We start from the raw sequence: 12,800 nt of genomic DNA on the forward strand, positions 1-12,800 counted from the left end.
CCGCTCATGTGGTGAGCTGTACCGGTGGCGGGCTTTGTATTCGGGCTGGTCCTGCATCCCACCCGGGACGTCTCCGAGGTGGTGGGGATCATCGAAAGGTGGGCGGCCCAGCACGGCAAGACCCTGGCCGTGCGTACCGAGGACGGGCACCGGGTGCCGCCGTCGGTGCGGCTCCTCCCCGCCGCGGAGCTCACCGACCGGTCCGACGCGTTGATCAGCATCGGCGGCGACGGCACGATGCTGGGCGCGCTGCGCTCCGCGGTGCGGGACCCGAAGCCGGTGCTCGGGGTGCACCTGGGGCGGCTGGGCTTCCTCGTCGAGGTGGAACCGCCGGAGCTGCCGCGGGCGCTGGAGCGGCTGGTCGCACACGACTTCACCGTCGAGTCCCACGCCTGCCTGGCCTGTGACGTCTGCGGGGACGACGTGGTCGCGTTCAACGACATCGCCCTGGTCCGCCAGCCCGGCGCCGGCTTCGTCACCGCCACGCTGGCCGTCGACGGCCAGCGGTACGGCTACTACCGCTGCGACGCCCTGGTGGTGAGCACGCCGACGGGCTCCACGGCGTACAGCTACGCGGCGGGCGGCCCGTTGATCTCGCCGGCGGCGCAGGCCGTGGTGGTGACCCCGTCCGCCCCGATGGCCGGGATCTCCCGCTCGGTGGTGCTCTCCCCCGACGAGGCCGTCCACCTGGAGCTGCGCCCCGACTCGGCGCCGGTGGCGGTGGAGATGGACGGGCTGGTCATCCGGGAGGCCGCCACCGAGGGCGCGGTGCACGTCCGGTACGTCCGGGACGCCGGCCAGGTGGTCCGGCTCGACCCGCGCCGCCACCAGGAGCGCAATCAGCTCAAGCTGAGCCTGCTCGACCTGCCGCTGCTGCCCGACCAGCTCCGGGAACTGCTGCCGGAGGGGCTGCGCGACCAGCTCAGCCGGCGGGAACTGCCCCCGTCACGCTGACCCGGCCGCCGGCCCGTGCCGGCTCCCCACCTCACACCCGGGCCGGCACGCCGTCTCAGGCCGGCGGCGCGACGACCGCGCGCTGCCCGCGCAGCGCGGCGGTAGCCGTACAGCGCCGCCGGCAGCACGGTCAGCGCGTAGCACCCGACCGCGATGAAGGGCACGCCGGGCGCCACCGGGGGCGCGGGCGGCGCGGCCCAACTCATCAGCCGCCCTCCTCCCGACGCCTCCCCCACCCGGTCGGTCCCGGCGAGGGCGGAACGACGGGTCAGGCACGCTTGCACCGACCTGCCTGATCAACGACGGGACCGGGGCCGGGTTGCGGCGACCGTTCCGGGGGGCGGCAAGCCGCGGAAGCGCCGGACGGCGGCGGAAGAACCCCGTCACGCCTTGGCGAGCACGTCCGAGACCAGCGCCTTCGCCTCCTCCTGGATCCGGGTCAGATGCTCGGGTCCCTGGAACGACTCGGCGTAGATCTTGTAGACGTCCTCCGTGCCGGACGGCCGGGCGGCGAACCAGCCCGAGCCGGTGGTCACCTTGAGGCCGCCGATGGCGGCGCCGTTGCCCGGCGCGGTGGTGAGGATGGCGGTGATCGGCTCGCCGGCCAGTTCGGTCGCGGTCACCTGGTCGGGGGAGAGCTTGCCGAGCACCGCCTTCTCCTCCCGGCTGGCCGGGGCGTCGATCCGGGCGTACGCCGGGGCGCCGAAGCGCTCGGCCAGCGCGGCCCAGTGCTGGCTGGGCGTCTTCCCGGTGCTGGCGATGATCTCCGAGGCGAGCAGGCAGAGCAGGATGCCGTCCTTGTCGGTGGTCCAGGTGCTCCCGTCCCGGCGCAGGAAGGAGGCGCCGGCGCTCTCCTCGCCGCCGAAGCCGACCGCGCCGTCGAGCAGGCCGGGCACGAACCACTTGAAGCCGACCGGCACCTCCAGCAGCGGGCGGCCCAGGTCGGCGGCGACCCGGTCGATCATGGAGGAGGAGACCAGGGTCTTGCCGACGGCCGCCGCCGGGCCCCACTGGTCGCGGGTCCGGAACAGGTGGCCGATCGCCACCGCCAGGTAGTGGTTGGGGTTCATCAGGCCGCCGTCGGGGGTGACGATGCCGTGCCGATCGGCGTCGGCGTCGTTGCCGGTGGAGACCTGGTAGTCGGAGCGGGCGGCGATCAGCGAGGCCATCGCGTTCGGCGAGGAGCAGTCCATCCGGATCTTGCCGTCGCCGTCGAGGGTCATGAACCGCCACGTCGGGTCCACGGTGGGATTGATCACCGTGAGGTCGAGGCGGTGCCGCTCGGCGATCTCGCCCCAGTACGCCACGCTCGCCCCGCCCATCGGGTCGGCGCCGATGCGCACCCCGGCGTCGCGGATGGCGTCGACGTCCAGCACGGCGGGCAGGTCGTCGACGTACCGGGCGAGGAAGTCGTAGCTCCCGGTGGTGTCGGCGGCGCGGGCCCGCGCGTACGGGATCCGCTTCACCTCCTTGAGCCCGGCGGCGAGGATGGCGTTCGCGCGGTCCTGGATCCACTTCGTGACGTCGGTGTCGGCCGGCCCGCCGTTGGTCGGGTTGTACTTGAACCCGCCGTCGTCCGGAGGATTGTGCGAAGGAGTGATCACGATGCCGTCGGCGAGCCCGCTGGTCCGACCCCGGTTGTGGGTGAGGATGGCGTGCGACAGCGCCGGGGTGGGGGTGTAGCCGTCCCGGCTGTCGCGCAGCACCGCGACGCCGTTGGCGGCGAGCACCTCCAGCGCACTGGCCTCGGCGGGTGCGGAGAGCGCGTGGGTGTCCCGGGCGAGGAAGAGCGGACCGTCCAGGCCCCGCTCGCGGCGGTATTCGCAGAGCGCCTGGGTGACGGCGAGGATGTGGTCCTCGTTGAAGGCGTTCCGGAGGCTGGACCCGCGGTGCCCGGAGGTGCCGAAGGAGACCTGCTGCGCCGGGTCGGCCGGGTCCGGGTGCTCGGCGTAGTAGGCGGTCACCAGCCGGGGCACGTCGACCAGGTCGGCGGGCTCGGCGGGCTGTCCGGCGCGCGGGTGGGCCACTGCGGGATCCTCCTTGCGGTTGTACGGGCGGTCAGAGCTCGACGCGCTGACCCTTGCCGATCACGACGATGCCGTTGTCGGAGACGGTGTAACGCTGCCGGTCCCGCTCCAGGTCGACGCCGATCTCGGCGCCCTCCGGAACGTAGACGTTCTTGTCCAGGATGGCCCGCCGGATGACCGCGTGCCGCCCGACCTCGACACCCTCCATGAGCACCGCGCCGTCCACGTGCGCCCAGGAGTGCACCTTCACCTTCGGAGAGACGACCGAGTTCTCCACCAGCGATCCGGAGATCACCGACCCGGGCGAGACCATCGACCCGACCGCCCGGCCGACCCGCTCGCCCCAGTCGTGCACGAACTTCGCCGGCGGCCACGGCGGCTGTTCGGTGTAGATCGGCCAATCGAAGTTGTAGAGATTGAACACCGGATGGACGTTGATCAGGTCCATGTGGGCGTCGTAGAAGGAGTCGAGCGTCCCCACGTCCCGCCAGTAGCCGCGGTCCCGGTCGGTGCTACCGGGGACCTCGTTGTCCTTGAAGTCGTAGACGTTGGCCTCACCCTGCTCGACCAGCATCGGGATGATGCTGCCACCCATGTCGTGCTTGCTGGTCTTGTCCTCCGCGTCGCGCTCGACGGCGTCAACCAGCGCCTTGGCATTGAAGACGTAGTTGCCCATCGAGGCGTAGATCTGGTCGGGCGCGTCGGGCAGCCCGACCGCGTCGGTGGGCTTCTCGCGGAACGCCCGGATCCGCCGGCCGTCCTCGCCGACCTCGATCACGCCGAACTGGTCGGCCATCGACAGCGGCTGGCGGATGCCCGCCACGGTCACCGCGGCGCCGGAGGCGATGTGGTCCTCCACCATCTGCCGGGGGTCCATCCGGTAGATGTGGTCGGCACCGAAGACGATCACGTGTTCGGGCTGTTCGTCGTAGATCAGGTTGAAGCTCTGGTAGATCGCGTCGGCCGAGCCGGCGAACCACCAGGGGCCGCGGCGCTGCTGCGCCGGCACCGGGGTGACGTAGTTGCCGAGCAGGGTCGACATCCGCCAGGTCTTGGTGATGTGGCGGTCCAGCGAGTGGGACTTGTACTGGGTCAGCACGACGATCTTGAGATAACCGGCATTCGCCAGGTTGGAGAGGACGAAGTCGACCATGCGGTACATCCCGCCGAAGGGGACGGCCGGCTTCGCCCGGTCGGTGGTGAGGGGCATCAGGCGCTTGCCCTCCCCGCCGGCCAGGACGATCGCGAGCACCTTGGCAGCCATGCTCCGACGCTATCCATCCCGCCCCGACTTCACCACTCGTACGAGCACAGTTCCGCACCCGGTGCGGGCCGCGTTTCTGCACTAGGGTGCCGGGCATGAGCGATTCCGGCCGCCTGCGTGTCGACCTGCTCACCCGCGAGTACCCGCCGGAGGTCTACGGCGGGGCCGGGGTGCACGTCGAGTACCTGGCGCGCGAGCTGCGCCGCCTCGCCGACGTCCGGGTGCACTGCTTCGGCGCGGCCCGCACCGAGCCGGGGGTCACCGCGTACGTTGAGCCGGCCGGGCTGGCCGGCGCGAACGCCGCGCTGCGGACCATGGGCGTGGACCTGGAGATGGCGGCGGGCTGCGCCGGCACCGACGTGGTGCACAGCCACACCTGGTACGCCAACCTGGCCGGGCACACCGCGAAGCTGCTGCACGGGGTGCCACACGTGGTGACCGCGCACAGCCTGGAGCCGCTGCGCCCGTGGAAGGCCGAGCAGCTCGGCGGCGGGTACGCGCTCTCGTCCTGGTGCGAGCGGACCGCGTTCGAGGCCGCCGACGCGATCATCGCGGTGAGCGCGGGGATGCGGCGGGACGTGCTGACCGCGTACCCGGACGTGGACCCGGACCGGGTACGGGTGGTCTACAACGGCATCGACACCGGGCAGTACGCCCCGGATCCGGGCACCGACGTGGTGGACCGGCTCGGCATCGACCCGGGCCGCCCCAGCGTGGTCTACGTCGGGCGGATCACCCGGCAGAAGGGCCTGCCCTACCTGCTGCGCGCGGCCCGGGAGCTGCCCGCCGACACCCAGCTCGTGCTGCTGGCCGGCGCACCGGACACACCGGAGCTCGCCGCCGAGGTGGAGGAGCTGGTGGCCGAGCTGCGGGCCACCCGCTCCGGGGTGGTGTGGATCGCCGCGATGCTGCCCAAGCACGAGGTGATCCAGGTGCTCACCCACGCCACGATCTTCGTCTGCCCGTCCGTCTACGAACCGATGGGAATCGTCAACCTGGAGGCGATGGCCTGCGAGACGGCGGTGGTGGCCACCGCCACCGGCGGTATCCCCGAGGTGGTCGCCGACGGCGAGACCGGCCTGCTGGTGCCGATCGAGCAGGCCACCGACGGCAGCGGACGGCCGCTGGCCCCGGAGCGGTTCGTGGCCGACCTGGCGGACCGGATCAACGAGGTCCTCGCGGACCCGGCGCGGGCCGCCGAGCTGGGCCGGGCCGGCCGCCGCCGGGCCGTCGAGCACTTCTCCTGGGACACCATCGCGCAGCGGACGCTGGAGGTGTACCGGTCGGTGGGCGCCGCCGGCTGACCCACTATCCGATCGGGTGATCACCGACCACGACCGACGGCAGCCCGGGATCCGCACCAGCGCGCAGGGCATCGACCAGCGCGTCGACGTACCGCTGCGACCGGTCGTTCCGCCGCCGGGCGACCACCCCGATGTGCCGGGCCGGCCGGGGTGGTTCCAGGGGCACTACGGCCACCCCCTCGGGAGGGCGGTCGAGGGCGATCTGCGGGATGAGCGAGACACCCAGGCCGGCGCCGACGAGCGCCATCGCGAAGAAGTAGTCGGTGGCGCTGCAGGAGATCCGGGGCTGGAAGCCAGCGATCACGGCGTACCGCTGCAGCAGGTCCACGGTCTTCAGGCAGCCCAGCACCCACCGCTCGGGGGCGAGTTCCGTCAGTCGCAAACTCCGTGCGCCTGCGCGCTGATGGTGCGCGGGGAGGACGACCCAGAGCGGATCCTCCGTCAGCGGACTCCAGATCAGCCCGGACCGGTCGCCCTGCCCCACCGGCTGCGGCCCGTCGAAGTGGTACGCGATCGCGAGATCAGCCCGCCCGTCGCGGACCATGGGCAGGCTGTCCTCCGGTTCACGTTCGAGGATGGTCAGCTCGACTTCGGGGTGCTCGGCCGCGAACCGGGTGAGCACGGGCGGGAGCAGGCGGCGGCCACCGCTGGAGAACGTGGCGATCGCCAGCGTCGCGCGCCCCGCCGCCAAGCGGTCGATCTGCTCCTGGGCATACCGTAGTTCGGCCGAGATGACGTCCGCGGCGTCGACCAGCAGCCGACCCGGCTCGGTGAGCACGACGCCGCGGGTACTGCGCTCGACCACCGGCGTGCCGAGGGTCCGCTCCAGCGCGGCGATCTGCTGCGACACGGCCGACGGGGTGCAGCGAAGCGCCCCCGCGGCCTGGTTGAAGCTCCCGTACCGGGCCACCTCGCGGAGGATCCGGAGCCGCTGTGTGTCGATCATCAGTTCTCCTACATACCCGGTTAGCAGATCACCACTTCTGCTGACGACCGTACCGCCGCATGCTGGGGATCATGATCGAGGCATGTGTCATCGGCGGCAGCCGCTACTTCGGGCGGCTGCTGATCGCGAAGCTGCTCGCGTCCGAGGTTCGGGTCACCGTGCTCAACCGGGGCTCCACGCCGGCCCCGCCGGAGGTGACCCACCTGCGCGCCGACCGGGATGACGAAGACTCGCTGCGCGCGGCGTTGGGATCCCGCACGTTCGACGTCGTCGTCGACCAGGTCTGCTACACCCCCCGGCAGGCGGCTGTCGCGCGGCGGGTCTTCGCCGGCCGGATCCGCCGGTACGTGATGACCTCGACCATCGAGGTTTACGACCCGGCGGGCTCCGCGGCGGTACCGCCCGCGTCACCGGGCACGCCGGTCAGCGAGAGCACCATCGACCTGAGCAGTTGGTCAATCCGGCCGGACCTGCCGTGGCATGATCCCGACTTCCTCGACGCCAACTACGGGGAGGGCAAGCGGCAGGCCGAGGCCGAGTTCAGCCGAGAGACCGGGTTCACGTTCGCGAGCGTACGCAGCGGGCACGTGCTCGGCGGCGGGGCGAACGATTTCACCGGCCGCCTCGACCACTACATTCAGCGCGTCCGGTCCGGCCGGCCCGTCGCGGTGCACCGCACCAACCACCGTTCGTCGTTCATCAGCCGGGACGAGATTGCCGACGTGCTGTGTTGGGCCGCGCAGGCGGACTTCGCGGGCGCGGTGAACGCCCGCTCGCATGTCGAACTGAGTGTCACCGACATCTGCCAGGCCATCGCCGCGGCGGGGTTGGGTCACCCTGTCTTCGCCGCTGTCGAACCCGGCGCCGAAGCTTCCCCGTACGCCTTCGACCGCTACTACGGCATGGACAACGCGCGCGCCGAACGGCTGGGATTCAGGTTTTCCTGCACCACGGACTGGCTGCCACGAGTCGTCGCGGAAGCGGTCGCGGACGGGAGAGGACCACGGGATGCATGACCGGTTGATCGGCGAAGTCCCGGTCGGCGCGGTCGGCCTCGGCGCCATGCCGCTTTCCATCGAGGGCCGGCCCGACGAACGGCAGGCCGTCGCCACCGTCCACGCCGCGCTCGACGCCGGAGTCACGCTGATCGACACGGCGGACTCCTACCACTGGTACGCCGACGAGGTCGGCCACAACGAGCGGCTCGTGGCCAGGGCGCTGGCCACCTACGGTGGCGACACGAGCAGGGTCCTCGTCGCCACCAAGGGTGGTCGGGGCCGCCCCGGTGACGGATCATGGACCGTGAACGGGGACCCGCGACACCTGAGGCGGGCGTGCGAGAAGTCGCTGAAGCGGCTCGGAATCGACGCCGTTGGGCTGTACCAGTTGCACAAGCCGGACCCGGCCGTGCCGTACGCCGAGTCGGTCGGCGCCCTGAGGGAGCTGCTCGACTCCGGCATGATCCAAACGGCTGGTATCTCAAACGTGAACTCTGGCCAGATCCTCGAGGCGCGGCGGATCCTCGGCGACCGGCTGGTCTCCGTGCAGAACCAGTTCTCCCCAGGCCGCCGAGACAGCGAGGCCGAGCTGCGTCTCTGCGCCGAGCTGGGCATCGCGTTCCTGCCGTGGAGTCCCCTCGGTGGCATCTCCCGCAGCTCGCTCGACGGCCCGAGCGCCGCCCCGACCGACCAGGCGTATCCAGCTTTTCACGAGGTCGCCCGGGCCCACCGGGTGAGCCCGCAGCAGGTCTGTCTGGCCTGGCATCTCGCCAAGGCGCCCACGGTGATCGTCATCCCGGGCGCCAGGCGGCCCGAGACCATTCGTAGCTCGGCAGCGGCCGCCGACCTGGTCCTCAGCCGCGACGAGTGGGGTCTCCTGGATGGCGCGAGCTGAGCCGCATCAGGAACGGGGCTGGATCGTCACTCGGCAGGGCAAAGGGTTCGTTCGTGGCACCGGAACCGCCCGCCTGGCAGCGAAGGGAACTTGGCCGAGCGCGACGCGATCTCGCGCAGTAGGTTGAGGCGGTGACTGGACGGTTCCCGATCGAAGACGTCTCCCCCGTCGTCGCCTGCGGTCGCTACCCGGCCAAGGCGGTGGTCGGTGAGGTCGTGCCGGTGTCGGCCCGCGCGTACCGCGAGGGGCACGACGTGCTCGGCTGCAACGTGGTCTGGCTCGGCCCGGACGGCGCGGCCCGCCCGTTCACCCGGATGCGCCCCGGGGAACCCGGCCAGGACCGCTGGCACGCGACCATCCGACCAGACGCGGTCGGCGAGTGGCGGTTCACCGTCGAGGCGTTCCAGGACCCGTACCTCACCTGGCAGAACGCCGTCACCAAGAAGGTCGCCGCCGGTCAGGGCCCGGCCGAGCTGGCCAACGACCTGGCCGAGGGCGCCCGGGTGCTGGAGGCGGCCCTCGAACTGGTCCCGGCGGCCGACCGCGAGCGGGTCCGGGCGGCCGCCGGGACGCTGCGCGACGAGGACCTCGACCTGCCCCGCCGGGTCGGTCCCGCGCTGGAGCTGGCCCCGCTGCTCTGGGACCATCCGGTCCGCGAGCTGGTCACCACCGGCGACGAGTACCGGCTCTGGGCGGACCGCCCGCGGGCGCTCTTCTCCGCCTGGTACGAGTTCTTTCCCCGTTCCGAGGGCGCGGTCCCGGCCACCGTCGAGGCGCCGGCCCGCTCGGGCACCTTCGTCACCGCCGCGGACCGGCTGCCCGGCGTCGCGGCGATGGGCTTCGACGTGCTCTATTTGCCGCCCATCCACCCGATCGGGCGGGTCAACCGCAAGGGCCCCGACAACTCGCTCACCGCCGGCCCCGACGACGTCGGCTCGCCGTGGGCCATCGGCGCCGCCGAGGGCGGCCACGACGCCATCCACCCCGACCTGGGTACGCCGGCGGACTTCCGCGAGTTCATCGCCGCCGCCGCCGAGCAGGGCCTGGAGGTGGCGATGGACCTGGCGTTGCAGTGCGCCCCGGACCACCCGTGGGTGACCGAGCACCCGGAGTGGTTCACCACCCGGGCCGACGGCAGCATCGCCTACGCGGAGAACCCGCCGAAGAAGTACCAGGACATCTACCCGCTCAACTTCGACAACGATCCGGACGGTATCCGGGCCGAGATCCTGCGGGTGGTGCTGCACTGGGTCGGCGAGGGCATCCGGATCTTCCGGGTCGACAACCCGCACACCAAGCCGGTCGACTTCTGGCACTGGCTGATCGGGGAGGTGAAGAAGGTCGACCCGGACGTGCTCTTCCTCGCCGAGGCGTTCACCCGCCCGGCGATGATGCACGGGCTCGGCAAGATCGGTTTCACCCAGTCGTACACGTACTTCACCTGGCGGACGACGGCGGCCGAGATGCGGGCGTACTGCGCGGAGCTGGTCGCCGCGGCCGACTACATGCGGCCGAACTTCTGGCCCAACACCCCCGACATCCTGCACGAGTCGTTGCAGCACGGCGGCCCGCCGATGTTCAAGATCCGGGCGGTGCTGGCCGCGCTGCTCTCCCCCTCCTGGGGCATGTACGCCGGCTACGAACTCTTCGAGCACGTGGCCCGCCCCGGCGCCGAGGAGTACCTGGACAACGAGAAGTACGAGCTGCGCCCCCGGGACTGGGCCGGCGCGCAGCAGCAGGGCCGCTCGCTCGCCCCGTTCATCGCCACCCTGAACCGGGTCCGCCGGGACAACCCGGCCCTGCACCGGCTGCGCAACCTGCACTTCCACGACATCGACAACCCGGCACTGCTCTGCTGGTCCAAGCACGACCCGGACACCGGCAACACGGTGCTCGTGGTCTGCTCCTTCGACTCGCACTCGGTGCAGTGGGGAAACACCACCCTGGACATGCCGGCGCTCGGCCTCAACTGGCACGAGCGGTTCACCGTGCACGACGAGCTGACCGGGACCAGCTACGACTGGGGGCAGCGCAACGCGGTACGGCTCGACCCGTACCTGCAACCCGCGCACGTCTTCACCGTGCGCCGGCCCGCCCCGCCGGCCGAGCCCGAGCGTCCGGCGGTGCCCGACCTGACCGTCGAAGACGTACCCGCCGACCTCTCCGGCGGCACCGCCCCGACCGTACCGGCCGCGAAGGACGACCCACGATGGACCAGTTGATCGCCGGCGAGGCGTACGACCCGCACGCCGTCCTCGGCGCGCACCCCGCCGACGGGCGCACCACCGTCCGCACCCTGCGCCGGGGCGCGGACGACGTGGCCCTGCTCGTCGGCGACGAGCGGCACCCGATGAAGCGGGTGCACGACGTGGGCGTCTTCGAGGCCGTGCTGCCCGGCGAGGTGCTCGACTACCGGGTCGAGGTGGACGGCACCGTGCACGACGATCCGTACCGCTACCCGCCCACCCTCGGCGAGCTGGACCTGCACCTGATCGCCGAGGGGCGGCACGAGCGGCTCTGGGAGGCGCTCGGCGCCCGGGTCCTCGACGAGGGCGTGGCGTTCACCGTGTGGGCGCCCAGCGCGCGCGGCGTCCGGGTGATCGGCGACTTCACCGGCTGGGGGCCGGACGACGGCTGGCCGATGCGCTCGCTGGGCTCCAGCGGGGTGTGGGAGATCTTCGTGCCGGGCGCACCGGTCGGCGCCCGCTACAAGTACCGCCTCCTCGGCGCCGACGGGCACTGGCGGGACAAGGCCGACCCGCTCGCCACCCGCACCGAGGTGCCGCCGGCCACCGCGTCGGTGGTGCACGCCTCGACGTACGAGTGGGGGGACGCCGACTGGCTCGCGCGGCGGGCGACGCGGTGGCCGCACCAGGAGCCGATGAGCGTGTACGAGGTGCATCTGGGCTCCTGGCGACCCGGCCTCGGCTACCGGGAGCTCGCCGAGCAGCTCACCGCGTACGTGACCGAGCTGGGCTTCACCCACGTGGAGTTCCTGCCGGTGATGGAGCACCCGTTCGGCGGCTCCTGGGGCTACCAGGTCACCGGCTACTACTCCCCCACCGCCCGGTTCGGTGACCCGGACGAGTTCCGTCACCTGGTGGACCGGCTGCACTCCGCCGGCATCGGGGTGATCCTCGACTGGGTGCCGGCGCACTTCCCGAAGGACGAGTGGGCCCTGGCCCGCTTCGACGGCACCCCGCTCTACGAGCACCCCGACCCGCGCCGCGGCGAGCACCCCGACTGGGGCACGTACGTCTTCGACTTCGGCCGCCGCGAGGTGCGCAACTTCCTGGTCGCCAACGCGCTCTACTGGCTGGACCAGTTCCACGTCGACGGGCTGCGGGTCGACGCGGTCGCCTCGATGCTCTACCTGGACTACTCCCGGCAGGAGGGGCAGTGGGTGCCGAACGTGCACGGCGGCCGGGAGAACCTGGAGGCGATCGCCTTCCTTCAGGAGGTCAACGCCACCGTCTACAAGCACCACGCCGGGGTGGTGATGGTCGCCGAGGAGTCCACCGCGTGGCCCGGCGTCACCCGGCCCACCAACGAGGGCGGGCTGGGCTTCGGGTTCAAGTGGAACATGGGCTGGATGCACGACACCCTGCTCTACACCTCGAAGGACCCGGTCTACCGGCAGCACCACCACCATCAGCTGACCTTCTCCCTGGCGTACGCCTGGAGCGAGAACTACGTGTTGCCGATCAGCCACGACGAGGTGGTGCACGGCAAGGGCTCCCTGGTCGGCAAGATGCCCGGCGACACCTGGCAGCGGCTGGCCAACGTCCGGGCGCTGCTCGCCTACATGTGGGCGCACCCCGGCAAGCAGCTGCTCTTCATGGGCTGCGAGCTGGCCGACGACCGGGAGTGGAGCGAGGAACGCGGCCTCGACTGGTACCTCACCCACGACCCGGCCCGGGCCGGCGTGCAGCGCCTGGTCGGTGACCTGAACCGGGTCTACCGGGCCACCCCGGCGCTCTGGGCGCAGGACACCGAACCGGCCGGCTTCCGCTGGATCGCGGGCGACGACGTCGCCAACAACACCGTCTCGTTCATCCGGATCGCGCCGGACGGCGCGACGCTGGTCTGCGTGGCCAACTTCTCCGCCCTGCCGCTGGAGGGGTACCGGATCGGGCTGCCGGCCGGCGGGACCTGGACCGAAGTGATCAACACCGACGCGCACCACTACGGCGGGTCGGGGGTGGGGAACCTGGGCGCGGTGCACGCCGAGGACGTGCCGTGGCACGGGATGGTGGCGTCCGTGGCACTGCGAGTACCGCCGCTCGGCGTGCTCTGGCTCCGCCGGGACTGATGCCGCTCCGCCGCCCGGCACCCGGCGCCTGAGGACGCCCCACCACTACACGGACAGTAATTGCCGATGGCCGAATTGCCCTCTTGTGCGATGGTGTCTG

General features: G+C 71.8%; 9 protein-coding genes. 6 read left to right on the forward strand and 3 right to left on the reverse strand.

Annotation, left to right across the window (positions count from 1 at the left end; genetic code table 11):
* Positions 1-24 precede the first annotated feature (24 nt).
* On the forward strand, positions 25-954 hold the full coding sequence (locus tag ACL02O_RS10235) for an NAD(+)/NADH kinase (RefSeq protein ID WP_412817760.1): 930 nt from the start codon (positions 25-27) through the stop codon (positions 952-954).
* 383 nt (positions 955-1,337) lie between these two features.
* On the opposite strand, the gene pgm is transcribed toward ACL02O_RS10235, so the two are convergent.
* Complete coding sequence (gene pgm, locus ACL02O_RS10240) at positions 1,338-2,981, reverse strand: phosphoglucomutase (alpha-D-glucose-1,6-bisphosphate-dependent) (protein WP_412817761.1); 1,644 nt, start codon at positions 2,979-2,981, stop codon at positions 1,338-1,340.
* 31 nt (positions 2,982-3,012) lie between these two features.
* Positions 3,013-4,245 (reverse strand): glucose-1-phosphate adenylyltransferase, encoded by a 1,233-nt coding sequence (gene glgC / locus ACL02O_RS10245; protein WP_412817762.1) that lies wholly within the window; start codon positions 4,243-4,245, stop codon positions 3,013-3,015.
* A 95-nt stretch (positions 4,246-4,340) separates the two neighbouring features.
* On the opposite strand from glgC, the gene glgA reads away from it, so the two are divergent.
* The gene (glgA, locus tag ACL02O_RS10250) at positions 4,341-5,549 is read left to right on the forward strand and encodes a glycogen synthase (protein ID WP_412817763.1); all 1,209 of its coding nucleotides are present in this window, start codon (positions 4,341-4,343) and stop codon (positions 5,547-5,549) included.
* Between the two features lie 4 nt (positions 5,550-5,553).
* Here the strand turns inward: glgA and ACL02O_RS10255 are convergent, their stop codons facing one another.
* Positions 5,554-6,495, reverse strand: coding sequence for a LysR family transcriptional regulator (locus tag ACL02O_RS10255; RefSeq protein WP_412817764.1), 942 nt, complete (start codon positions 6,493-6,495; stop codon positions 5,554-5,556).
* 71 nt (positions 6,496-6,566) lie between these two features.
* Between ACL02O_RS10255 and ACL02O_RS10260 the strand changes: the two genes are divergently transcribed.
* From ACL02O_RS10260 to glgB, 4 genes are all read left to right on the forward strand, one after another.
* On the forward strand, positions 6,567-7,511 hold the full coding sequence (locus tag ACL02O_RS10260; RefSeq protein ID WP_412817813.1) for an NAD-dependent epimerase/dehydratase family protein: 945 nt from the start codon (positions 6,567-6,569) through the stop codon (positions 7,509-7,511).
* Positions 7,504-8,388: an aldo/keto reductase gene (locus tag ACL02O_RS10265; RefSeq protein ID WP_412817765.1), complete on the forward strand. Its 885-nt coding sequence runs from the start codon at positions 7,504-7,506 to the stop codon at positions 8,386-8,388. The genes ACL02O_RS10260 and ACL02O_RS10265 overlap by 8 nt, the downstream gene beginning before the upstream one ends.
* A gap of 131 nt (positions 8,389-8,519) precedes the next feature.
* A complete protein-coding gene (locus ACL02O_RS10270; protein ID WP_412817766.1) occupies positions 8,520-10,610 on the forward strand; it encodes an alpha-1,4-glucan--maltose-1-phosphate maltosyltransferase in 2,091 nt (696 codons plus the stop codon).
* Complete coding sequence (glgB, locus tag ACL02O_RS10275) at positions 10,598-12,700, forward strand: 1,4-alpha-glucan branching protein GlgB (protein ID WP_412817767.1); 2,103 nt, start codon at positions 10,598-10,600, stop codon at positions 12,698-12,700. Before ACL02O_RS10270 ends, glgB begins: the two co-directional genes overlap by 13 nt.
* The last annotated feature ends 100 nt before the right edge of the window (positions 12,701-12,800 follow it).

The organism is Micromonospora mangrovicola, from assembly GCF_047200535.1.
In the GTDB taxonomy this organism is placed as follows: Bacteria; Actinomycetota; Actinomycetes; order Mycobacteriales; family Micromonosporaceae; genus Micromonospora.

Coding starts and splice junctions, on each gene's coding strand:
- ACL02O_RS10265 (WP_412817765.1), top strand. CDS start 7,504: ATGCATGACCGGTTGATCGGCGAAGTCCCGGTCGGCGCGGTCGGCCTC.
- ACL02O_RS10255 (WP_412817764.1), bottom strand. CDS start 6,495: ATGATCGACACACAGCGGCTCCGGATCCTCCGCGAGGTGGCCCGGTAC.
- glgB (WP_412817767.1), top strand. CDS start 10,598: ATGGACCAGTTGATCGCCGGCGAGGCGTACGACCCGCACGCCGTCCTC.
- glgA (WP_412817763.1), top strand. CDS start 4,341: ATGAGCGATTCCGGCCGCCTGCGTGTCGACCTGCTCACCCGCGAGTAC.
- glgC (WP_412817762.1), bottom strand. CDS start 4,245: ATGGCTGCCAAGGTGCTCGCGATCGTCCTGGCCGGCGGGGAGGGCAAG.
- ACL02O_RS10260 (WP_412817813.1), top strand. CDS start 6,567: ATGATCGAGGCATGTGTCATCGGCGGCAGCCGCTACTTCGGGCGGCTG.